22 protein-coding genes are annotated in these 21,380 nt (G+C 60.4%); 13 read left to right on the forward strand and 9 right to left on the reverse strand.

Going from position 1 to position 21,380, the window contains the following annotated elements; translation table 11 throughout:
* The first annotated feature begins 129 nt into the window (after positions 1-129).
* Complete coding sequence (locus ABIE28_RS19005; RefSeq protein WP_354065671.1) at positions 130-582, forward strand: FxsA family protein; 453 nt, start codon at positions 130-132, stop codon at positions 580-582.
* A gap of 67 nt (positions 583-649) precedes the next feature.
* Complete coding sequence (gene secB, locus ABIE28_RS19010) at positions 650-1,159, forward strand: protein-export chaperone SecB (protein WP_354065673.1); 510 nt, start codon at positions 650-652, stop codon at positions 1,157-1,159.
* A gap of 48 nt (positions 1,160-1,207) precedes the next feature.
* On the opposite strand, the gene dnaQ is transcribed toward secB, so the two are convergent.
* Genes dnaQ through ABIE28_RS19030 form a run of 4 tightly spaced genes read right to left on the reverse strand, consistent with a single transcriptional unit; the run spans position 1,208 to position 3,940 of the window.
* Positions 1,208-1,924, reverse strand: a complete 717-nt coding sequence (dnaQ, locus tag ABIE28_RS19015) for a DNA polymerase III subunit epsilon (RefSeq protein WP_354065675.1) — start codon at positions 1,922-1,924, stop codon at positions 1,208-1,210.
* Positions 1,921-2,517, reverse strand: coding sequence for a dephospho-CoA kinase (gene coaE, locus ABIE28_RS19020; RefSeq protein ID WP_354065677.1), 597 nt, complete (start codon positions 2,515-2,517; stop codon positions 1,921-1,923). The genes dnaQ and coaE overlap by 4 nt, the downstream gene beginning before the upstream one ends.
* 2 nt (positions 2,518-2,519) lie before the next feature.
* Positions 2,520-3,350 carry a shikimate dehydrogenase gene (locus ABIE28_RS19025; protein WP_354065679.1) on the reverse strand — a complete coding sequence of 277 codons (831 nt, stop codon included), beginning with the start codon at positions 3,348-3,350 and terminating at the stop codon, positions 2,520-2,522.
* Entirely contained in the window at positions 3,347-3,940 is a 594-nt protein-coding gene (locus ABIE28_RS19030; protein WP_502913443.1) for a Maf family protein, read from the reverse strand. Before ABIE28_RS19030 ends, ABIE28_RS19025 begins: the two co-directional genes overlap by 4 nt.
* Positions 3,941-4,382: 442 nt before the next feature.
* Between ABIE28_RS19030 and hemE the strand changes: the two genes are divergently transcribed.
* The 8 genes from hemE to ABIE28_RS19070 all read left to right on the forward strand — a co-directional run bounded on the left by hemE (position 4,383) and on the right by ABIE28_RS19070 (position 13,037).
* Positions 4,383-5,408 carry a uroporphyrinogen decarboxylase gene (gene hemE / locus ABIE28_RS19035; RefSeq protein ID WP_354065680.1) on the forward strand — a complete coding sequence of 342 codons (1,026 nt, stop codon included), beginning with the start codon at positions 4,383-4,385 and terminating at the stop codon, positions 5,406-5,408.
* Positions 5,409-5,437: 29 nt separating this feature from the next.
* The gene (hemJ, locus tag ABIE28_RS19040; RefSeq protein ID WP_354065682.1) at positions 5,438-5,866 is read left to right on the forward strand and encodes a protoporphyrinogen oxidase HemJ; all 429 of its coding nucleotides are present in this window, start codon (positions 5,438-5,440) and stop codon (positions 5,864-5,866) included.
* A gap of 240 nt (positions 5,867-6,106) precedes the next feature.
* Positions 6,107-7,372: a transcription termination factor Rho gene (gene rho, locus ABIE28_RS19045; protein ID WP_354065684.1), complete on the forward strand. Its 1,266-nt coding sequence runs from the start codon at positions 6,107-6,109 to the stop codon at positions 7,370-7,372.
* Positions 7,373-7,447: 75 nt separating this feature from the next.
* Positions 7,448-8,734, forward strand: a complete 1,287-nt coding sequence (mnmE, locus tag ABIE28_RS19050) for a tRNA uridine-5-carboxymethylaminomethyl(34) synthesis GTPase MnmE (RefSeq protein WP_354065686.1) — start codon at positions 7,448-7,450, stop codon at positions 8,732-8,734.
* 83 nt (positions 8,735-8,817) lie between these two features.
* On the forward strand, positions 8,818-10,680 hold the full coding sequence (gene mnmG, locus ABIE28_RS19055; protein WP_354065688.1) for a tRNA uridine-5-carboxymethylaminomethyl(34) synthesis enzyme MnmG: 1,863 nt from the start codon (positions 8,818-8,820) through the stop codon (positions 10,678-10,680).
* Positions 10,680-11,327, forward strand: coding sequence for a 16S rRNA (guanine(527)-N(7))-methyltransferase RsmG (rsmG, locus tag ABIE28_RS19060; RefSeq protein WP_354065689.1), 648 nt, complete (start codon positions 10,680-10,682; stop codon positions 11,325-11,327). The genes mnmG and rsmG overlap by 1 nt, the downstream gene beginning before the upstream one ends.
* Before the next feature lie 24 nt (positions 11,328-11,351).
* Positions 11,352-12,152: a ParA family protein gene (locus ABIE28_RS19065; protein WP_354065691.1), complete on the forward strand. Its 801-nt coding sequence runs from the start codon at positions 11,352-11,354 to the stop codon at positions 12,150-12,152.
* A gap of 9 nt (positions 12,153-12,161) precedes the next feature.
* On the forward strand, positions 12,162-13,037 hold the full coding sequence (locus ABIE28_RS19070; protein ID WP_354065693.1) for a ParB/RepB/Spo0J family partition protein: 876 nt from the start codon (positions 12,162-12,164) through the stop codon (positions 13,035-13,037).
* A gap of 85 nt (positions 13,038-13,122) precedes the next feature.
* Here the strand turns inward: ABIE28_RS19070 and holA are convergent, their stop codons facing one another.
* The 3 genes from holA to leuS are packed head-to-tail and all read right to left on the reverse strand — an operon-like array spanning position 13,123 to position 17,256.
* Positions 13,123-14,145: a DNA polymerase III subunit delta gene (gene holA / locus ABIE28_RS19075; RefSeq protein ID WP_354065695.1), complete on the reverse strand. Its 1,023-nt coding sequence runs from the start codon at positions 14,143-14,145 to the stop codon at positions 13,123-13,125.
* The gene (locus ABIE28_RS19080; protein ID WP_354065697.1) at positions 14,145-14,651 is read right to left on the reverse strand and encodes a hypothetical protein; all 507 of its coding nucleotides are present in this window, start codon (positions 14,649-14,651) and stop codon (positions 14,145-14,147) included. The genes holA and ABIE28_RS19080 overlap by 1 nt, the downstream gene beginning before the upstream one ends.
* The gene (leuS, locus tag ABIE28_RS19085) at positions 14,638-17,256 is read right to left on the reverse strand and encodes a leucine--tRNA ligase (RefSeq protein ID WP_354065699.1); all 2,619 of its coding nucleotides are present in this window, start codon (positions 17,254-17,256) and stop codon (positions 14,638-14,640) included. The genes ABIE28_RS19080 and leuS overlap by 14 nt, the downstream gene beginning before the upstream one ends.
* Positions 17,257-17,388: 132 nt before the next feature.
* On the opposite strand from leuS, the gene ABIE28_RS19090 reads away from it, so the two are divergent.
* The 3 genes from ABIE28_RS19090 to ABIE28_RS19100 all read left to right on the forward strand — a co-directional run bounded on the left by ABIE28_RS19090 (position 17,389) and on the right by ABIE28_RS19100 (position 19,497).
* Positions 17,389-18,066 (forward strand): YggS family pyridoxal phosphate-dependent enzyme, encoded by a 678-nt coding sequence (locus ABIE28_RS19090; protein ID WP_354065701.1) that lies wholly within the window; start codon positions 17,389-17,391, stop codon positions 18,064-18,066.
* 163 nt (positions 18,067-18,229) lie between these two features.
* The gene (locus ABIE28_RS19095) at positions 18,230-18,913 is read left to right on the forward strand and encodes a response regulator transcription factor (RefSeq protein ID WP_354065703.1); all 684 of its coding nucleotides are present in this window, start codon (positions 18,230-18,232) and stop codon (positions 18,911-18,913) included.
* 125 nt (positions 18,914-19,038) lie between these two features.
* On the forward strand, positions 19,039-19,497 hold the full coding sequence (locus ABIE28_RS19100; protein ID WP_354065705.1) for a cyclic nucleotide-binding domain-containing protein: 459 nt from the start codon (positions 19,039-19,041) through the stop codon (positions 19,495-19,497).
* A gap of 148 nt (positions 19,498-19,645) precedes the next feature.
* Here the strand turns inward: ABIE28_RS19100 and ABIE28_RS19105 are convergent, their stop codons facing one another.
* Both ABIE28_RS19105 and rplS read right to left on the reverse strand, forming a co-directional pair.
* Positions 19,646-20,458, reverse strand: a complete 813-nt coding sequence (locus tag ABIE28_RS19105) for an exodeoxyribonuclease III (protein WP_354065707.1) — start codon at positions 20,456-20,458, stop codon at positions 19,646-19,648.
* A gap of 316 nt (positions 20,459-20,774) precedes the next feature.
* Positions 20,775-21,326 carry a 50S ribosomal protein L19 gene (rplS, locus tag ABIE28_RS19110; protein WP_354065709.1) on the reverse strand — a complete coding sequence of 184 codons (552 nt, stop codon included), beginning with the start codon at positions 21,324-21,326 and terminating at the stop codon, positions 20,775-20,777.
* Positions 21,327-21,380: the final 54 nt, after the last annotated feature.

The following is a 21,380-nucleotide window of genomic DNA, read 5'->3' on the forward strand; positions in this document are numbered from 1 at the left end:
ATCGACGCGGCGACGCTCGTTGAGCGCGTCATTTGGCCTATATATAAGCAAAGCCTCACCCCAAAACCAGTTCACGATGGGGCGAGAGGCCGTTTTTGCCGCAGAGGCGTTAAGAAGGAAACCCAGACCATGGCACGATTTTTCGCTGTTGGCCTGCTTGTTCTGACAATTACCGAGATCGCGCTCTTTATAAAAGTGGGTCAGTGGATCGGTGTATTTCCCACGCTGGCGCTGATTATTCTGGCGGCAATCGCCGGAATGATGCTGCTGCGCCTGCAGGGTTTGGCCGTGCTCAGCCAGTTGCGCAACAATATGAGCAGCGGCCGCATGCCCGGGCGCACCATTGCCGACACGATGATGATCGGGCTGGCCGGCATGCTGCTGATCATTCCCGGATTCTTGAGCGATGCGGTGGCGCTGGCCCTGTTGCTGCCGCCGGTGCGCAACTGGATTTATGGCGGGCTGGCCCGTCGGGTGAAGGTTGTGGAAACCGCGACCTATCGCAACACGACGCGCGGCGATGATCCGCGGCTCAATGATGGCACGATCGACCTCGACGAGGACGACTACCGCCCGCGCTAACCTTGTCGCTCAGGCCCAAAGATGGTAGCCACCCGGCAACAATATCTCCGCAAAGGACCATAAGCATATGGCTGATGAAACTCAGGGCGGCGCTGCCCCCCAGGCTGCAAACCCACCCTCGATGAACCTCGTGGGCCAGTATGTCCGCGATCTGAGCTTTGAGAATCCGGGCGCACCGGCTTCCATCATGGCTGGCGGCGGCAATCCTGCGTTCAACGTCTCGATCTCGGTCGGCGTCAAGAAGCAGGCCGACGACCTTTATGCGGTCGAGCTGACCCTCAATGCCAAGGCTAATCGCGAAGACGCCGTGCTGTTCAATGTCGAGCTGGTTTATGGCGGCGTGTTCCGTCTCAAGAACATTCCAGAAGCCCAGCTCAGCCAGCTGCTAATGATCGAATGCCCGCGCCTGATTTTCCCATTCGCGCGTCAGGTTCTCGCCAGCGTCACCCAGCAGGGCGGCTTCCCGCCACTGATGATGGAGCCGGTGGATTTCTCGGCCATCTATCGCCAGAATCTGGCAGCGCTCGCCGCCAAGGGCCAGCCAGCACCAGCAGCCGATCCAGAGAAGCTGAACTGATCGATTGGTCAGATGATTTTGAAAAACCCCGGCATTGTCCGGGGTTTTTTATTGCGCAGCGACGCTGTCCGTTTCGGCATACTGCGCCCAGACCGATTCATTGCCCAGCGTCGCGACCAGCGCTTCGTGCGCAGCGAGTTCCTCGGCGGTGACGCGTGAGGGCAATGGGCTGGGGCGGAGCGCGACCTGGATGCGGGCGGCAATGGCGTCGGCGCCGGAAACGCGGGTTTCGGAGATTAGCGCCAGGCTCACCTGCTTGCCGCCGATCAGCTCGAGATAAACTTCGGCCAGGATCTCGCTATCGAGCAGCGCGCCGTGCAGCGTGCGGCGGGAATTGTCGATGCCATAGTGCTTGCAGAGCGCATCGAGGCTGACGCGGGCGCCGGGGTGTTTTTCGCGCGCCACCATGACCGTATCGATCACACTATTGCTCAGCCGTGACTGGCCGGCCTTTTCGAGCTCGGCATTGAGAAAGCCCATATCGAATGGCGCGTTGTGGATGACCAGCGTCGCATCGCCGATAAACTCGCGGAATTCATTGGCGACGGCACCAAACAGCGGCTTGTCGGACAGGAATTCTTCGCTCAGCCCGTGCACGCGGAACGCTTCCTCGGGCATCGAGCGCTGCGGGTTGATATAGACGTGATAGTTGCGGCCCGACGGAATGTGATTGATCAGCTCGACGCAGCCGATTTCGACCAGTCGGTCACCCTGGGACGGGGAGAGGCCGGTGGTTTCGGTATCGAGGACGATCTCACGGTTCAACTTTTTGGCCCTCTGGCTTTGATGCTGGCGACGAGCGCTGCGACCATCGCGATGGTTTTCTCGACGGGCATGCCCGTATCGAACAGATAGGTGGCCCTAGTCTTCTTGTCGGCCTGCGGCATCTGGCGGGCAAGGATGGTGTCGAGCTTATCCCCGCTCATTGCGGGCCGGGCGAGGGCGCGCTGGCGCTGGATGGCCTCGTCGACCCAGGTCACGGCAATGGCGTCAAACCCATAGTCGTAGCCGCTTTCAAACAGCAGCGGCACTTCGACGACCGCCAAAGGCTGACCACTGGCTTCGGCATCATCAAGAAATCTGGCGATCTGGGCGCGAACCAGCGGATGTACCACCGCTTCGAGGCGCTTAAAGCCGGATGGATCAGCCGCAAGTTTTTCAGACAGCAGGCCGCGGTCGATAACGCCATTGCGGGTGACGCCGGGAAACAGCGCTTCGACCGGCGCCGCGGCATCGGTGGAATAGAGATCGGCGACGGCCTGATCGGCGGAATAGACCGGGACGCCAAGGTCCGAAAAAGCCTTGAGGACCGTAGATTTGCCGGTGGCGATGGAGCCGGTGACGCCAATCCGCCACATGCTCAATGCCCCAGTGTCGCTTCGATGCGCGCCCGCAGTTCGGGCGTCACGGTTGGCCGCGTGCCAAACCAGGCTTCAAATCCGGGCACCGCCTGATGCAGCAACATGCCCAGACCGTCGACGGTTTTAAGGCCATGGGCCTCGGCGTCAGCCAGCAATGGCGTCAGAAGAGGGGTATAAACGATATCGGTCACCAGCGCCGTGGCAGGAAGGCGATTGAAATCGAGCCAGTCAAAGCGTGAGCCATGCATGCCGATGGCGCTGGTATTGACCACGAGGCTGGCCTGCGGCGCGAGCGTATCGAAAGCTGCAAAGTCATGCGCCTCGAACGGCCCCTCAATGCTATCGACCAGCGTCTTGGCATTGGCCAGTGTGCGATTGAGGACATGCACTTTGCCAAACTTGCGCGCCCGCAGCGCGACGAGGATGGCCCGCGCCGCACCGCCGGCGCCGATGACGATGGCATCGCCGGCATTGTCGGACCAGCCGGCCGCTGCTGCATCGAGATTGCCCAGAAAACCGAGATAGTCAGTATTGCTGCCCGCTATCTTGCCGTCGCGTAAGACCAGCGTATTGACCGCACCAATCGTTTTCGCCAGCGGATCGACGCTGTCGCAGAGCGCAAACACCGCTTCCTTGTGCGGAATGGTGACATTGCCGCCGGCGAACTCGCCGCTGCGCAACCGCTCGAAAAACGCCGGTAGCTCACCCGGGGCGACGTCGATGGCTTCGTAGCTGCCGTCGATCTGGTGTTCGGCCAACCATTGGCCATGGATCAAAGGCGAGCGGGAGTGGTTGATCGGATGTCCGATCACAAAGGCTTTGGTGGTCACGTCAGGGTCTCGGGCGCGACAGTGCTCAGGGCGGCGAGCAAAGCCAGCAGCGGCAGGCCCAGAATGGAAAAGTAGTCGCCGCTCACGGTTTCAAACAGCCGGATCGACGGCCCTTCAAGGCGATAACCGCCCACGGAATCAAGGATCGCATCGCCTTCGCGGTTGAGTACATCGTCGCGCTCGGCCTCGGAAAACTCGCGCATGGTGAGTTCCGCCGTCTGGATATCGGACCACAGCAAGATGTCGTCGCGCACCAAAGCGACGGCAGCGTGCAGGCGGTGGGTCTTGCCGCGCAGATAGTCGAGCTGCTGGGCAGCGGCTGCCCGGTCGACCGGCTTGTGCAAAAGTTCGGCGCCCAGACTCAGCGTCTGGTCGGCGCCGATCACAATGGCGCCGGGATTGGCCGCAGCGACCGCCGCAGCCTTCTTTTGGGCGAGCAATAATGCGACGTCGCGACCATCGCCGCCGGCCTCGATTGCGGCCGTTTCGAGGGCCCTCTCATCGATGGCTGCAGGGGTGACGGAAAACACCAGTCCGGCCTGCTCTAGCAGGGCTTTGCGGGTGTTACTCTGGCTGGCTAGGATCAACATGATGATGATGTTTTCCACACTGTCATCCACAGCTCAAGCCCAAGCTGTGATAATGACTCATGACTTTGGGCTTAGGCTCGACTTGTTCGACTTGGTTATCAAAACGTTAACAGTTCAGCCCGGACCCCGAGCCGTTCAGGGCTATGGATAGCTCTGGGGATAACCTCCAAATGCGTCAATCTCGTTGCCAAGCGTTTTTGCACAGCAGGATTCGAATCGTTGACTCGGGAGTCGTCTGGTTAAGGCTTCGTTAACCATTGTGGCGCGACACCGGAGCGAGGCGGGCCGATCGTTCGTTAACAGAGCATTTACCATTGTACTGCGCGCTTGTGCCGCCGCATGCCCAATTGTGGATGGCCGTGAATTGGCTCAAAACACCGCCATGATAATACTAATACGAAGTAAGAAAGACTCTTTAGGGGTTTTGGAAGGGAAGTAAGACGTGACCCACAAGCCCTTGCTGGCAACCGTTCTTGGCCAACGCCAGGAGCGTCCTCCGATCTGGATTATGCGCCAGGCTGGACGCTATCTGCCCGAGTATCGGGAAGTGCGCAGCCATACCAAAAACTTCCTCGAGCTTTGCTATACGCCAGACCTCGCCACGGAAGTCACGCTGCAGCCACTGCGTCGGTTCGATCTCGACGCAGCGATCCTGTTCTCCGACATTCTGGTCGTGCCAGATGCCTTGGGTCAGAACGTGCGCTTCGAGCAGGGCGAAGGTCCGGTCCTCGATCCCGTTTCAGCTCAAACCATCGCGGCGCTCAAGCCTGAGCGGGCTTTGGAGCATTTGGCACCAGTGCTGGAGACCGTCCGGCGGCTAGGAGCAGCCCTGGCGCCTGAAAAGACGCTGATCGGCTTCTGTGGCTCTCCCTGGACAGTGGCGACCTATATGATCGGTGGTCGTGGCTCGACTGATCAGGCGGCGGCGCGTTTGTTTGCTTTACGGCATCCCGAGGCCTTTGAAGCGCTGATCGATATTCTGGTCGCGACCAGCGTGGATTATCTGGTGGCGCAGTTTGAAGCGGGTGCCGATGTGGTGCAGCTGTTTGAAAGCTGGGCGCTCAATCTGGATGATGTCGCTTTTGAGGAAAGGGTGATCGGCCCCAATCGCCGGATTGTCGAGGGCGTGCGGGCCCGGGTACCCAATGCGCCGATCATCGGCTTCCCGCGTGGTGCCGCCGGTAATCTCGCGCGTTACGCCGCCCGGACCGGGGTCAATGCGCTAGGTCTTGATTATGCAACGCCGCTCGATTTTGCGGTCAAGCATTTGCCGAATACGCTGCCGGTGCAAGGCAATCTTGATCCGCTGCGGCTGGTGGCCGGTGGCGATCAGCTCGATGCCCGCGTCGATAGCATCATCGAGGCGTTCTCGGACCGGCCGCATATCTTCAATCTGGGCCATGGCATTGTGCCGGAAACCCCGATCGAGCATGTGGCGCGGCTGGTTGATCGCGTCAAAAACGGCTAAGGCCGCATTGGACTGTTGAGGAGTTCAAAATGTACGAATGGGTCAAGGCGTTTCACGTCATTTCGGTGATCGCCTGGATGGCCGGCATGATGTATCTGCCGCGGCTGTTTGTGTATCACGCGCAGTCCGAGGTGGGTTCGGACAAGTCCGAGACCTTCAAGGTGATGGAGCGTCGGCTCTATCGCGGCATCATCACCCCGGCGATGATTGCCACCTGGATCTTTGGTCTGTGGCTGGCTTTCGGTTTCGGGATTGTCGATTTTTCGATGGGCTGGATGTGGCTTAAAGCTGTGATGGTTCTGGCGCTGACCGGTATTCACGGCTGGTATGGCGGCCTGTTGCGCGCTTTCCAGCAGGACCGAAACACCAAGCCGCACACGTTCTTTCGGGCGATCAACGAGATTCCTTTCGTGCTCGCCATCGTCATCGTCATCGCGGTGATCGTTAAGCCATTCTGACCAAATCAATTATGACCTAGCAAATCGCGCTCCGGCGCGATTTGTGCTTTCCAACTGGTGGACGTTTCACGTGAATCCGTTCGGGATCGGGCGTTTCTGGCTTGAAAATGCCCCCGGATCACGCTACATGGCATTCAACGCATCCCAAATATCAAGCCGACCTCCCCGGTCGCTGCGCGGTGCCTACCCCTCCCAAAATAGACTAGCCGTCCAGATTTCCCTCAAGGGTTTATCCGCTACATGCAGAATATGAAGCTCAGCGAGCTCAAGGCCAAATCCCCGGCCGAATTGCTGGTGTTCGCCGAAGAACACGAGGTCGAGAATGCCTCGACCATGCGCAAACAGGAATTGATGTTTGCGATCCTCAAGGAACTGGCCGCCCAGGAAGTGGACATCACCGGCGAAGGCGTCGTTGAAGTTCTGCCGGACGGTTTTGGTTTCCTACGGTCCCCGGACGCAAACTACCTGCCCGGTCCCGATGACATTTATGTCAGCCCATCCCAGATTCGTCGCTTCGGTCTGCGGACCGGCGACACGGTCGAAGGCCAGATCCGGTCTCCCAAGGATGGCGAGCGCTACTTCGCGCTGCTCAAAGTAAACACGATTAACTTCGAAGATCCCGAGGCGGTTCGCCACAAGGTCAACTTCGATAACCTGACCCCGCTTTATCCTGAAGAACGGCTCCGCATGGAGTTGCCCGACCCGACCCTCAAGGATCGTTCGGCCCGTCTGCTCGATCTGGTTGCCCCACTGGGCAAGGGTCAGCGCGCTCTGATTGTTGCGCCACCACGTACCGGTAAGACGGTACTGTTGCAAAATATTGCACAATCGATCGCCACCAATCATCCCGAATGCTATCTGATCGTCCTGCTGATCGACGAGCGTCCGGAAGAAGTGACCGACATGCAGCGCTCGGTGCGTGGCGAAGTCATCTCCTCGACCTTTGACGAACCGGCATCGCGCCACGTTCAGGTCGCCGAAATGGTGATCGAAAAGGCCAAGCGCCTGGTCGAACACAAGCGCGACGTCGTGATTCTGCTCGATTCGATCACCCGCCTCGGCCGCGCGTACAACACTGTCGTGCCAAGCTCCGGCAAGGTTCTCACGGGTGGTGTGGATGCCAACGCGCTGCAGCGCCCGAAGCGTTTCTTCGGTGCTGCCCGTAACATCGAAGACGGCGGTTCGCTGACCATCATTTCGACGGCGCTGATCGATACCGGTTCGCGCATGGACGAAGTGATCTTTGAAGAGTTCAAGGGTACCGGTAACTCGGAAATCATCCTTGATCGCAAGGTCGCCGACAAGCGCATCTTCCCGGCGCTGGACATCACCAAGTCGGGTACCCGCAAGGAAGAGCTGCTGGTCGATCCCGATATTCTCAAGAAGATGTACGTGCTGCGCCGTATCCTCAATCCAATGGGGACGATCGACGCGATGGAGTTCCTGGTCGACAAGGTTCGTCAGACCAAGACAAATTCCGATTTCTTCGACTCGATGAACACCTAACACTCGTCGTATGATGTATTAAAAGAGCGGCATGCTGAAAGGCGTGTCGCTCTTTGCTTTATCGGGGGCTCCTGAATGACCGACACAATCGTAGCGCTGTCCTCCGGTGCACCGCCCTCCGGCGTCGCGGTCATCCGCCTCTCTGGCCCCAAAACGGCGGAACTGATCCGTGCTGTCAGCGGTCGCCTGCCGGAACCCCGCAAGCTGACACTACGCGCTATCGGCGCTGACAGTATGCTCGACCGCGGCCTCGTCGCCTGGTTCCCCGGTCCCCATAGTTTTACCGGTGAAGACTGTGCCGAATTACAGGTGCATGGCTCCCCCGCCGGCGTTCGCGCCATTCTCAAACTGCTGACGGAGCAGGGCGCCCGCCTGGCCGAAGCCGGCGAATTCACCCGCCGCGCCTTTGAGAACGGCAAGCTCGATCTGGTCGAAATCGAAGGCCTTGGTGATCTGCTCGATGCCGAAACCGAAAACCAGCGCCGCCAGGCTTTGGCCCGATTTGAGGGCGGGCTGTCGCAACGCATCGACGCCTGGCGAGATCAACTGCTCGACCTTCGCGCCGAGATCGAAGCGCGCCTCGACTTTTCTGATGAAGGCGACGTTGCTGACGAGTTGCCGCCAAGCTTTGGTACCAGCCTTCTATCCCTGAAGGCTGACATCACCGAAGCCCTGGCATCGGTGGAACACGGCCGCATCGTCCGCGAAGGCATCCGCGTCGCGCTGGCGGGTCCACCCAATGCCGGAAAATCCAGCCTAATCAATGCCTTGGCAAAGTCCGATATCGCCATCGTCACCGACGAAGCGGGAACCACGCGCGACGTGCGCGAAGTCCCGCTCGATATCGGTGGCCAGCTCTATATCCTGCTCGACCTCGCCGGCCTGCGCAGCACCGACAGCAAGGCGGAAGCCGAAGGCATTCGCCGCGCGCGGCAAGCTATCGAGCAAGCTGACATTACGCTCTGGCTGTCAGCCCCAGACATTGCCGCCACTGGAGACGAGGTTTCATCGGCCAACGCTATCCGTGTCGGCACCAAGGCCGACCTTTGTACCGTTGAAGGCGTCGACATCACCGTCTCTGCACAATCTGGCGCTGGACTACACGTGCTATTCGAGCGACTTGAAACCATCGGTCAAACTCTCGTCACGGGCGAACCATCCCTGCTGAGCAGAGAGCGCGATCGGCTCGCACTGGACGCAGCTATTTCCGCGCTCGATGCATCGCTCACACAGCTACCGACGCCGGAACTCGCCGCCGAAAGCCTCCGCATTGCATCGCAATCACTGGAGCGGCTGGTCGGGCGGCTGGATGCAGAGCGCGTGCTGGATCGGCTGTTCGCGAGTTTCTGCATCGGAAAATGATTCACGTGAAACACTCACGTGATGCCAGGTGAATTGATTCACGTGAAACATTGGCCTATTGAGCGCGACTGGAGAAAATGACCATGAGCGATTATGCCGTCATCGTTGTAGGAGGTGGCCACGCCGGCTGTGAAGCTGCGGCCGCCTCTGCGCGCCTGGGCGTTCCAACCGCTCTGATCACCCACAAGTTTGCCACCATCGGCGAGATGAGCTGCAACCCGGCTATCGGTGGTTTGGGCAAGGGCCATCTCGTTCGCGAGATCGATGCGCTTGATGGCCTGATGGGCCGCGTCGCCGATCAGGCCGGTATCCAGTTCCGCGTCCTCAACCGCCGCAAGGGTCCCGCAGTGCGCGGACCCCGTGCTCAGGCAGACCGCAAGTTCTATCGTAAGGCTATGCAAGCAGCGATTACATCGCAGGCCAATCTCGACGTCATCGAGGGGGAAGTCGACGATATCGAAGTGACCAACGGTGTTGTCAGTGGCGTCGTCCTGCTCGACGGTCGTCGCTTCGGCACCAAGGCTGTGGTTCTGACCACCGGTACATTTCTGCGTGGCCTCATCCATAGCGGCGATACAACGACGCCCGCCGGGCGCGTTGGCGAAAAGCCGGTACTTGGCCTATCGACGCGACTCGAAGCTCTGGGCCTTAGCCTGGGTCGCCTCAAGACAGGCACACCAGCCCGCCTCGACGCGGCCAGCATCGATTTCTCGGTTCTCGACGAGCAGCCCGGGGATAATCCGCCCGAGGCTTTTTCGGCATTGACCAAGGCGATCACCACGCCGCAGGTCTCTTGCCATCTGACCCGGACCACGGCCGAAACGCACCGCATCATCTCGGACAACCTGCATCGCTCGGCGATGTATTCCGGCCGTATCCAAAGCCGCGGCCCGCGCTATTGCCCGTCCATCGAGGACAAGGTCGTCCGTTTCGCCGACCGTGATAGTCACCAGATTTTCCTTGAGCCCGAAGGGCTTGATGATACGACGATCTATCCAAACGGCCTATCGACGTCCTTGCCAGCCGAGGTGCAGCAGGCGTTTCTCGAGTCCATGCCAGGTCTGGAAAATGTCCGCATTGTCCGGCCCGGCTATGCCATCGAGTATGACTATGTCGATCCCCGCGAACTGCGCCCAACGCTCGAAGTCAAGCGCCAGCCCGGTCTCTACCTGGCGGGGCAGATCAACGGGACGACCGGCTACGAGGAAGCGGGTGCCCAGGGTCTGCTCGCCGGTGCCAACGCTGCCCTGGCCGCCAATGGGGAGGACCCAATGGTTCTGTCTCGCACCGAGAGCTATCTCGGTGTGATGGTCGATGATCTGGTGACACGCGGCGTCTCAGAGCCCTATCGCATGTTTACATCGCGAGCAGAGTTCCGCCTGCACCTGCGCGCCGACAATGCCGATCAGCGCCTTACGGCGCTTGGCCAGAAGTTTGGTCTGGTCGGCGAAGAACGCGCCGACATGTTTGAGCAGAAGGCCGCGGCACTGGCGGCGGGCCGCACTCTGCTCACCAGCTTGAGTGCTTCGCCCAACGCCGCGCGTAAGGTCGGCATTGCCGTTAACGAGGACGGGAAGTCGCGTTCAGCCTTCGATCTACTGTCCTATCCCGATGTAAACGCTGCTGACGTCACCAAGCTTTGGCCGGAAGTCGGGAACATCGAACCAGCGATCATCGAGCAGTTGATGGTTGATGCGCAGTACGCCGTCTATCTGGATCGTCAGAAGAACGACATCGAGACCGTGCGTCGGGATGAGCAGAAGCCGATTCCGGACGCCATGGACTATGATTCCATTCCGGGTCTTTCCATGGAGCTACGGCAGAAGCTGCAGCAGTACCGCCCACAGACTATTGCCCAGGCGCAAGCCATGGACGGCATGACGCCTGCGGCAATCACCCTTCTCCTGGCGGTGATCCGTCGTGGCGAAATGCGCAAGGCCAGTTAATGAGCGAAACCGACATTATTGCCCGCTATGCGGAGCATTTTACCCGACCACTGGCCGACGTTGCTGCCGATCTGGAATCCTATGCTCAGCTGTTGCGCAAGTGGCAGGCGGTACAGAATCTTGTTTCACGTGAAACACTGGATGACGTCTGGACACGTCACTTTGCCGACAGCCTGCAGGTACTATCGCTCTTGAAGCAGGGCGATCATGCCTTTCTAGACTTCGGGAGTGGCGGGGGATTGCCGGCCTTGCCGCTGGCGATCGCGCTCAAAAGCCCGAATCACCATTTTACGCTGATTGAGCCAAACGGCCGAAAGGTCAGCTTCTTGCGGACGGTTGCCCGAGAACTCGGGCTGATTGTCACCGTGGAAGGTCGCCGCAGCGACCAGATTGATTCACGTGAAACACCGGCGCCAGATGTCATTACCTCCCGTGCACTGGCCTCTTTGCCCCAGCTTTGCAGCTGGATGAAGCCGTTTTTCGCGCCCCAGACGCGTGCCATCCTGCATAAAGGCAGGGAACATGTTGAAGAACTCGCCGAAACGAGTACGCATTGGGACTACGACGTGCTAATAACTGAAAGTGACACTGATCCTAGCGGTGTCCTGCTCACGCTCACAAATTTGAGTGCGAAAACAGTTAGTTAGCGGCGAACGAGCTGGAGGCCTAAATTGGCGCCCCGTATCCTGACACTGGCCAATCAAAAAGGCGGCGTGGGTAAGACCACGACTGCAATCAATCTGGCAACGGCGCTGGCCGCTATTGGCGAGCGCGTGCTGATTGTCGACCTCGATCCGCAGGGCAATGCCTCGACGGGTCTCGGAATCTCGCGCACAGACCGCGAAGTCTCGTCCTATGACCTGCTGGTCGGCGAGGCGACGGTTGCGCAGGCCGCGATCATGACCAGCGTGCCCAATGTGGCTATTGTTCCATCGACCATGGATTTGCTGGGCGTTGAGCTGACTATTGCCGGGCATGCCGACCGCGCGTTCAAGCTGCGCGATGCCTTCAAAAAGCTCAATGATCTGACAATCAATGAGCGCCCGGTGAGTTATATTCTCATCGACTGCCCGCCGTCGCTCAACTTGCTGACCATCAACTCGCTGGTTGCCGCCGATGCGGTTCTGGTGCCGTTGCAGTGCGAGTTCTTTGCGCTGGAAGGCCTCAGCCAGCTGTTGCAGACCATCGAGCAGATCCGCTCGACGCTCAATCCGCGTCTGTCGATCCAGGGCGTGGTGATGACGATGTTCGACAAGCGCAACAATCTGAGCGAACAGGTTCTGCATGATGTACGCAGCGAAATGGGAGATCTGGTCTATGACACGGTGATCCCGCGCAATGTGCGGCTCAGCGAGGCGCCATCCTATGGAAAGCCGGCGCTGCTTTATGATTTGAAATGTGCCGGCAGCCAGGCCTATCTGCGGCTGGCTACCGAAGTGATCCGCCGCGAGCGGCAGCTCAACGCGGCATAGGAGCCCGAGATGAACGACAAGCCCACACGTCTAGGCCGCGGTCTGGCGGCGCTCATTGGGGATATGGCGACCGTTGAGGGCGCCCGCGTCACTGAATCGGGTGGCGTCAAAAAGCTGCCAGTTGAATTTATCATTGCCAACCGAGCCAACCCGCGCCGTACATTCGATCCGGATCAGCTCGAAGAGCTGACCAATTCGATCCGCGAGAAGGGCGTGATGTCGCCGCTTCTGGTTCGTCCGAGCGAAGATCCTAATATTTTCGAGCTGATCGCTGGTGAACGCCGCTGGCGCGCGGCCCAGAAAGCTGGGCTGCATGATGTGCCGGTTATCGTGCGCGATGTGGACGACAAGGAAGCGCTCGAGCTCGCCATTATCGAAAACGTGCAGCGCGCCGATCTTAATCCTCTTGAAGAAGCAATGGGTTACGGCCAGCTGATCGAACAGTTTGACTATACCCAGCAGGACCTGGCGCAGGTCATCGGCAAGAGCCGTTCGCATGTCGCCAATACGCTGCGCCTGCTGCGTCTGCCTGAAGATGTACGCGGCATGGTGGCCAGCGGTACGCTGACGGCCGGTCACGCCCGTACGCTGATTACGGCTGAGGACCCAGCGACGTTGGCGCATCAGATTGTGGCCGGTGGCCTGTCCGTGCGTGAGGCTGAGGCTCTGAGCCAGCAGCGCGATATCGCCGGCACCAAGAAGCCAAGCGTGCCGCATGCCGATCGCGATGCCGATACGGTGGCGCTGGAGCGCCGTTTGTCCGACGCTTTGGGGCTTTCGGTGTCATTGGCGCATGGCGATCGCGGCGGAAAGCTGGAAATTCGCTACAAAACGCTGGAACAGCTTGATGGCATCTGCCTCAAGCTGACGGGCTATGCGAACTAGCTAAAATCGCAAATAGTTTCACGTGAAACTGCGACAGAATTGAAAAGGGCGCTCCATTGGGCGCCCTTTTTGTTTTTCCGGATGCCTAGTGCGTCGCCGCCATCATGCAGATGGCGAGGAGGGCGCGCCGCAGCGTGGGTCCGGCCAGGCCAGGGCGGCGGCGGCTGTCAGCGGTTGCCTGCAGAATGCGTTCGCAAGCCATGGCCAGGCGGTCGTCGGACCAGATGCGCAATTGCTGTTCGAGTGCCGAGGTGCGCGAAAAGTGTGGCTTGGGGCGTAGGCCGTCGAGGACCATGCGGGGGCTCTTGCCGGTATCGACTTCGGCACGCCAGCGGCGCAGATTGGCGAAATGGATGGTGCACATGGCAAGCAGGCGCTGCGGGTCGACGGCGGAGGACAGGGCGCGGTTGAGCGCCAGTTCCAGCTTTTCGGCGTGGCCACCGCCCGTCGCATCCAAAATGGCGTCGATAACCAGCATGCCATTGTCGGCACAGAGCAAAATGACGTCTTCGCGGGTCAGTTCCTTGCTCTTGGCGGCGTAGAGAGACAGCTTCTCCAGCTCGCGGCGCGTGATTTCGCGGTCATTACCGAGGATCTCACGCAGGGTGACGACGACATCGGCCTCGACGCGGATGCCCTGCTGGTTGAACGTCTCGCGAATAAGAGCCTGTAGCGTCTCATCACTGTCCGGGTAGCAGGGCAGGGCCCGGCCGAGCTTTGCGGCCTCCACGAGGGCCCGCAGGGCATCCTTGGGGGTGAGATTGCCGGCCTCGAGCACGATGGTGGCCCCACCGGGGTTATCGCGCAGCTCGGTGAGCGTCATGACCAGTGATTTGCCGGCGCCCCGCACGCGAACGATACGTTTGCCGCCAAACAGCGACATGGTGCGGGCCTCGACCGCGAGGATGGATGGGTCTGCGTCCACTTCGGAGCCATCCAGCACGACGATACTGGCCGATTCCGGGTCGTTGCCGCTCAGCTGGCGAATCAGGCGCTGGGCGGTTTCGCGGACCAGGCCAGCGTCTGGACCATAGGCGAGGAAAATGCCTTCGGTGAGGTCGGGACGCGCCAAAAAGCGCGCCACTTCATGCGCTTTAAGGGCTGTCATCAGCGGCTGAGCGACGCCAGAATAGCCAGACGCAGGGATTCCGCGGCAGCTTTTGCGGCCCGCTCGGCGGCGTCGGTCCGGGCAACATTGTTGGCCAGGACCTGGCTACTGGTGGTGTACTGCGCCGTCGCAAAGTGGCTCAAACGCACTGGTTCCACAGTGCGGCCGTCGCGATAGGTGACCACCAAAGTGGCCGTCACCGTCAGCTCGGTCAGCTTGTTGGGATTGTTCGTCCTGGACATGAGCGGCCGGTCGGTCGAAACGCTGACCGATACCCGCGCCAGCGGTGCGGTTTCGGAGTCGGACGAGCCGAACCTTAGGGCTAGTTCCTGATACACCACCTGTTCAAGCCGGCTATTGGGCTTTGCATAGGCGAAGTTCAGTAGGGGTTGCTCCGCCAGAGCGCCGCTATAGACCGGCGAAAAGCTGCAGGCGCCCAGCGCGAGGCTGGCCCCCAGCAGCATTGCGCCGAGTGCGGCGGGACGAGCGAGCCTAGACCACGACATTGACGATCCTGTCTGGAACAATAACGATCTTCTTGGGTGCCTTGCCGTCCAGAATGCGGGTGATCTCGTCCATTGACAAGACAAGTTTCTCGACCTCGGCGGCAGGCATGCCCTTTGCCACGGTGACTTCGCCGCGGCGCTTGCCGTTGATCTGGATCGGCAGGGTGACGGTATCGTCGACCAGCAGCGACGCATCGACTGCTGGCCATGGTGCGTCAGCCACGAGCCCGCTTCTGCCGAGCTCCACCCAGCAGGTTTCGGCCAGATGGGGCATCATCGGTGCCAAAAGCTGGATCAGGCGCTCCACGCCCTCTTCCAGCGCGCCCAGACGGGCGGCGGGAGCGGCGGCGGCGATGCCGGCAGAGCGAACCAGCGCGTTGGTCAGCTCATAGATCTGGGCCACGGCGCGGTTAAAGCGCAGGCCTTCGATATCGGCACCGACCGAATGGACGGCGCGATGCACGATCTTGCGTAGCGCAAGGCCTTCGGCGTCGTCGGAAGTGCGAACAATTCCAGAAGACTGTTTAATGATCTCGATGGTTTCGCCAAGCAGCCGCCAGACGCGCTGCTGGAAGCGGCTGGCGCCTTCGACACCGGCCTCGGTCCACTGGAAATCGCGTTCCGGTGGGGAGTCCGACAGCATGAACCAGCGCGCGGTATCGGCGCCATAGGTCGCGACGATCTCGTCGGGATCGACCACGTTCTTCTTGGATTTGCTCATCTTTTCGATCGAGCCGATGGTGATCGGCGCGCCCGAATTGATGTGCTTGCCGGTGCGCTCGTCGCCCGTGGTGTCAAACAGCACTTCGGTGGGGTTCACCCACTCGCCGGCTTCCGACTTGTAGGTTTCGTGCGTCACCATGCCTTGGGTGAAGAGGCCCTTGAACGGCTCGTCGAGTCCGACATGGCCGGTCGCCTTCATGGCGCGGGTGAAATAGCGCGAATAGAGCAGGTGCAGGATCGCATGCTCGACGCCGCCGATATACTGATCCACCGGCAGCCAGCGATTGGCGACTTCGGGAATGGTCGGGGTGTCGGCCTGCGGCGCGGTAAAGCGGGCAAAATACCAGGACGAATCAACGAACGTGTCCATGGTGTCGGTTTCACGACGCGCTTCGCCGCCGCATTGCGGGCAGTTCACGTGCTTCCAGGTCGGATGGTGGTCCAGCGCATTGCCGGGCTTGTCGAAGGAAACGTCATCGGGCAGCACGACGGGCAAGTCCTTTTTGGGCACTGGAATGGTGCCGCAGACCTCGCAATGGATCACCGGGATCGGCGCGCCCCAATAGCGCTGGCGCGATACGCCCCAGTCGCGCAGGCGATAGTTGATTTCGACCTTGCCCTGGGGCTGGCCATCAACGCTGCGGGCGGCGAAATGCTCGCCAATGGCTTTCTTGGCGGCATCGACGGTCAGGCCATCAAGGAACCCCGAATTGTAGATGGTGCCGGGCTCGGTGCCCGCTTCGGTGCCAACGGCATAGCTTGCCGCGTCGGCGCCGGTGGGCAGCACGACGGGAATGACGGCCAGGTCATATTTGCGGGCAAAGTCCAGATCGCGCTGGTCATGCGCCGGGCACCCGAAAATGGCGCCGGTGCCGTAATCCATCAGCACGAAATTGGCGACATAGACGGGCAGGGTGGCGCCCTCGATCACCGGATGCTTCACGTGAAGCCCGGTGAACACGCCCTTTTTATCGGCCTTTTCCAGCGTTTCGGTCGCCGTGCCCTGACGATGGCATTCGGCGATGAACTCGGTCAGCTCGGGATTGCCGGCCGCCAGCTGAGTGGTCAGCGGATGGTCAGCCGACAGCGCCAGGAACGACGCACCGAAAATGGTGTCGGGCCGGGTGGTGAAGACTTCAAGGCTGGTGGTGTTGGTCTTGTCAGACGCAATCACTTCAAACAGCAGCCGCAGGCCTTCGGACTTGCCGATCCAGTTGCGCTGCATGACGCGCACTTTTTCCGGCCATTCGGTCAGCCCGTCCAGACCGTCCAGCAGCTCTTCGGCCATGTCGGAAATCTTGAAGAACCACTGCGTCAGCTCGCGCTGTTCCACAGGCGCGCCTGAGCGCCAGCCCTTGCCGTCGATGACCTGCTCATTGGCCAGAACGGTCATATCGACCGGGTCCCAATTGACCTTGGACTGCTTGCGCGTGACGAGGCCCGCTTCCATCATGTCGATGAACATCGACTGCTGGTGCTTGTAGTATTCGGGCTCGCAGGTGGCGATTTCGCGCGTCCAGTCGATGGCAAGGCCCATGGATTTGAGCTGCGTCCGCATGGTGGCGATATTGGCGCGCGTCCAGGTGCCCGGATGGGTCTTGCGCTCGATGGCGGCGTTTTCAGCGGGCAGGCCGAAGGCGTCCCACCCCATGGGGTGGAGCACATTCTTGCCCTTGGCGCGATAATAGCGCGCCACGACGTCGCCCATCGAGTAATTCCGCACATGGCCCATGTGGATACGGCCAGACGGATAGGGGAACATCTCTAGGACGTAGTAGGGCTCGCGCGGATCATCATTGCTGCTGACAAAGCTCTGGCGTTCGTCCCAGACCTTCTGCCATTTCGGTTCCATTTCGCGCGGATTGTAGCGTTCGCCGCTCACTGTATTCGTCCCTTGGATTGATTTGCCGCAGACCTGCGCAAAACTGGCGCGCTGCTTGCGTTTGTGGGGTTTTTTAGCTACCGGACCATCACCAGAAATCCCCCCCAAGGTCAACAAGAACAGGGCGAAAGCATGGACTCCGGCGCCATCAGCAGACTTGCCGCCATCCGCGAGCGCATTTTGAGCGCTCATGCCCGGTTTGGCGCGCCACCCGAAAGCGTTGAACTGGTGGCGGTCTCCAAGACCTTTGCCGCCGACGAAATCGTGCCGTTTCTCGAAGCAGGGCAACGCGTGTTTGGCGAGAACCGCGTGCAGGAAGCCAATGATAAGTGGCCGGGGCTGCGCGAGCGCTTCCCGGACGTCAAACTGCATCTGATCGGGCCGCTGCAGACCAACAAGGCGCGCGAAGCCGTGGCGCTGTTTGACGTGATCGAGACGGTCGATCGCGACAAGCTGGCGGGTGTGCTGGCGGCCGAGATGGCGCGGGCAGGGCGGCCTCTGCCGTGCTTTGTGCAGGTCAATATTGGCCTTGAGGACCAAAAGGCTGGGATTGCCCCGGCCGAGACCGTGGCCTTTGTTGAACGCTGCCGCACAGAGCATGGTCTGGAGATTGTCGGCCTGATGTGCATTCCGCCCGATGGCGTGCCGCCGGGGCCCTATTTTGCCCATCTGGCAACGCTTGGCCGGGCGGCGGGTGTGCAAAACCTTTCGATGGGCATGAGCGGCGATTTTGAGACCGGCATTGCCATGGGGGCGACCCATGTGCGGGTTGGCTCGGCGCTATTTGGACATCGGCCAGCGCAGGTCTAATCAAACGCTGCGATAAATTGCCACTGATGGCCCGCTAGACTGCAACTTCTGGTGCCGTTTCTTCGTTCCTACACGAAATAACGCCGATGTGATTGGCTGGTCAAAAACAGGTCGCAATATTGTGACCGTTGGGCAGGTCGACGCAAAAAGACCGGAGAAAACAATGAACAAGCGACGCATCCTGCTGGTGGACGACGACGCGGACCTCCGCCAAACGCTGGTCGAACAGCTCGAAACGCATCGTGAGTTTGAGATTCTGCAGGCTGGTACGGCCAATGACGCCCTCAAGGCGACGCGGGAAAACAATATCGATCTGATGATCCTTGATGTCGGCCTGCCGGATATGGATGGCCGCGAGGCGGTCAAAGTGTTGCGCACCGAGGGCTATAAAAGCCCGATCCTGATGCTGACCGGCCATGACAGCGACGCGGACCAGATCCGCGGGCTTGATTCGGGCGCCAATGACTATCTCACCAAGCCGTTCCGCTTTCCGGTTCTGCTCGCGCGCATCAATGCGGCACTGCGCCAGCATGATCAGAGCGAGGACGTGGTCTTTACCATCGGCCAGTACAGCTTCCAGCCATCGGCCAAGGTCCTTGAGGCCAATGATGGCAACAAGGTTCGCTTGACCGACAAGGAGACCTCGATCCTCAAATACCTCTATCGCCAGGGTCCAAAGACCATCACGCGCGATGTGCTGCTCAAAGAGGTCTGGGGCTACAATAACCGGGTGACCACCCACACGCTCGAAACCCATATCTATCGCCTGCGCCAGAAGATCGAACGCGATCCCTCCAATGCGCGTCTGCTGGTGACGGAAGAGGGCGGCTATCGCCTCGTACCGTGAAAGCGGTGGATGGCGGCCGCGCTCGCCCCATTCCATACAAAATCGAGTACAATTGCTTTTGAAATGCCCTATAGGATGATGTGGCTCCGCTTCGGCGGGGCCAATGCGCATCCGGATTGGGGTATATGATCAGGGACGATGCGGCCGAGGCGCTGGCGCAGGCCGAATTCTTCGATATCTGCGACGACGAGCAAAAGCGCATGTTGGCTTTTGCCGGCGATTTGCGCCGTTTCGAGCCCGACGACGTGGTCTATCAGGCCGGCGACGTCCCGCTGGGCGCATTTGTCTTGACCGAAGGCACGCTCAAGGCCCGCCCGGAAGGCGCCGGGGGCGGCAAGCCCTATGCGGTGTCGGAACCCGGTAGCGTGGTGTCAGCCATGGCGCTGATCCTGGCCAAACCCCGCCCAATCACCATTACCGCCGTCACCCAATGCACCGCGCTGTTCGTGCCGCGCAGCGCGTTCCTCAAGCTGGTGCAGCAATCGCCCGAATTGGCGCAGCGCGCCGTGTCGCGGATCGAGCAGCAGCTCGGCAACTATCTCGGCGCCCTCGAACCCTCGCGCCGCCGGATGAAATCTGACTGATTTTCGGCACCCTCTTCACCTCTCCCTCTGGGGGAGAGGTCGACCCCCTTGGGTCGGGTGAGGGGGCCTTTTCTAGATGCGGTGCTGGGCAAGGCCCCCTCACCCGTCGCTGCGCTCCGACCTCTCCCCAAGGGAGAGGTAAGCAAGATCAAACCCCAGCAAACCGTGCAATCACCGGGACGTGGTCGCTCGGCTTTTCGGCCCAGCCGCGATAGGGCTTGAGGATCTCGGCGCCGATGCAATGCTCGGCGATGTCGGCCGTGGACCAGATATGGTCCAGTCGGCGGCCCTTATTGGCATTTTCCCAGTCCGCGCTGCGATAGCTCCACCAGGAATAGAGCTTCTGGTCATAGGGCACGTGCTTGCGCACCAGATCGGTCCAGCCATGGCCGCCATTGAGGATGGCGTCGAGCGCTTCGGTTTCGACGGGGGTATGGCTGACGATCTTGAGCAGCTGCTTGTGGCTCCAGACGTCGTTTTCATGCGGCGCGATGTTGAAATCGCCGGCAATCAGATGCCCGCGCTGAAAGATGGGGTCGTTGAACCAGGTGGTCAGCTCGGACAGGAACCCCAGCTTGTGCTTGAATTTGGGGTTGATCGCCGGATCGGGCTCATCGCCACCAGCAGGGATATAGAAATCGTGCAGCGTCACCGGGCCGTGGCCGAAATCGGTCAGCGCCGAGACGTGGCGCGATTCCGGGATCTCGCAGAACACCCGGCTCGACACATCGGTCAGCGGGAATTTCGAAACGATGGCGACGCCATGATAGCCCTTCTGGCCATGCACCGCCTGATGGGGATAACCGGCCTCGGTAAAGGCGTTGCGCGGGAACTGGTCGTCCGTGCACTTGATCTCCTGAAACATGATCACGTCTGGCGTGTGCTGGGCGATGAAGTCGAGCACCATCGGCAGGCGCAGGCGGATCGAATTGATGTTCCAGGTGACGATCGAAACGGACATGTGGGACTCGGCTAGCGGGCAGGGGCTTTCTTATCGCGGAGCCGGCCGAACACGTAAAGCCGGAAATGGCACGCTCAATGCTAACAATGTGCTGACCAATTGAGGGGGATTGCGGTGCCGCGCCCTCGTGGTTCGAGGGTCGCGGCGCTCCCACCTCACCATGAGGGCTGCTCTTGGCGCGGTGTTCCAGTAGGCCCTCATGGTGAGGTGCTTTGCCCTTCGCAAAGCCTCGAACCACGAGGGCGTTTCACGTGAATCAGCCAACAAAAAACCCGGCCTTGCGACCGGGTTTTTCAAATTCAAATTGGACCAGGGCTTATTCAGCCTTGGGTGCCTCTTCGGCAGCGCTGGCCTGGGCAGCGGCGGCAGCAGCTGCTGCGGCTTCCGCGTCCTTGGCTGCCTGCTCGATGGCGAATGCCTCGGCTGCTGCAACCTTCTCGGCTTCGCGGGCTTCCTTGGCAGCGATTGCTGCGGAGCGTTCGCCAGCTTCGATCTTCTTGGTGCGCGAGTTGGTCGATTCGAAAATACGAGCCGATTTACCGCGACGATCGCGCAGGTAGTACAGCTTGGCGCGACGAACCTTACCGCGCTTGAGAACTTCGACCGATGCCACGTTTGGCGAGTAAAGGGGGAACACGCGTTCCACGCCTTCGCCATACGAGATCTTGCGGACGGTGAAGCTGGTGGTGATGCCGCCGCCATTGATGGCGATAACAACGCCTTCATAAGCCTGCAGACGTTCCTTGGCGCCTTCAGTGATCTTTACCCAGACCTTGATGGTGTCGCCGTGGGTGAATTCTGGCAGTTCGCGCTTGGCGGTGATCGCTGCGACCTGTTCGGCGCCGATCTGTTCGATGATGTTGGTCATGTCGATTCCGTTCTGAATCTTTTCAAAGGAGCGTTTATTCGACCCGTGAGGGTC

The sequence above is a fragment of the Devosia sp. 2618 genome, assembly GCF_040546815.1.
Classification (GTDB): Bacteria; Pseudomonadota; Alphaproteobacteria; order Rhizobiales; family Devosiaceae; genus Devosia.

Bases quoted from the DNA above. Each gene is read 5' to 3' on its own strand.
- ABIE28_RS19005 (WP_354065671.1), top strand. From the start codon at position 130: ATGGCACGATTTTTCGCTGTTGGCCTGCTTGTTCTGACAATTACCGAG.
- secB (WP_354065673.1), top strand. From the start codon at position 650: ATGGCTGATGAAACTCAGGGCGGCGCTGCCCCCCAGGCTGCAAACCCA.
- coaE (WP_354065677.1), bottom strand. From the start codon at position 2,517: ATGTGGCGGATTGGCGTCACCGGCTCCATCGCCACCGGCAAATCTACG.
- ABIE28_RS19030 (WP_502913443.1), bottom strand. From the start codon at position 3,940: ATGTTGATCCTAGCCAGCCAGAGTAACACCCGCAAAGCCCTGCTAGAG.
- hemJ (WP_354065682.1), top strand. From the start codon at position 5,438: ATGTACGAATGGGTCAAGGCGTTTCACGTCATTTCGGTGATCGCCTGG.
- rho (WP_354065684.1), top strand. From the start codon at position 6,107: ATGCAGAATATGAAGCTCAGCGAGCTCAAGGCCAAATCCCCGGCCGAA.
- mnmE (WP_354065686.1), top strand. From the start codon at position 7,448: ATGACCGACACAATCGTAGCGCTGTCCTCCGGTGCACCGCCCTCCGGC.
- mnmG (WP_354065688.1), top strand. From the start codon at position 8,818: ATGAGCGATTATGCCGTCATCGTTGTAGGAGGTGGCCACGCCGGCTGT.
- rsmG (WP_354065689.1), top strand. From the start codon at position 10,680: ATGAGCGAAACCGACATTATTGCCCGCTATGCGGAGCATTTTACCCGA.
- ABIE28_RS19070 (WP_354065693.1), top strand. From the start codon at position 12,162: ATGAACGACAAGCCCACACGTCTAGGCCGCGGTCTGGCGGCGCTCATT.
- holA (WP_354065695.1), bottom strand. From the start codon at position 14,145: ATGACAGCCCTTAAAGCGCATGAAGTGGCGCGCTTTTTGGCGCGTCCC.
- ABIE28_RS19080 (WP_354065697.1), bottom strand. From the start codon at position 14,651: ATGTCGTGGTCTAGGCTCGCTCGTCCCGCCGCACTCGGCGCAATGCTG.
- ABIE28_RS19090 (WP_354065701.1), top strand. From the start codon at position 17,389: ATGGACTCCGGCGCCATCAGCAGACTTGCCGCCATCCGCGAGCGCATT.
- ABIE28_RS19095 (WP_354065703.1), top strand. From the start codon at position 18,230: ATGAACAAGCGACGCATCCTGCTGGTGGACGACGACGCGGACCTCCGC.
- ABIE28_RS19100 (WP_354065705.1), top strand. From the start codon at position 19,039: ATGATCAGGGACGATGCGGCCGAGGCGCTGGCGCAGGCCGAATTCTTC.
- ABIE28_RS19105 (WP_354065707.1), bottom strand. From the start codon at position 20,458: ATGTCCGTTTCGATCGTCACCTGGAACATCAATTCGATCCGCCTGCGC.
- rplS (WP_354065709.1), bottom strand. From the start codon at position 21,326: ATGACCAACATCATCGAACAGATCGGCGCCGAACAGGTCGCAGCGATC.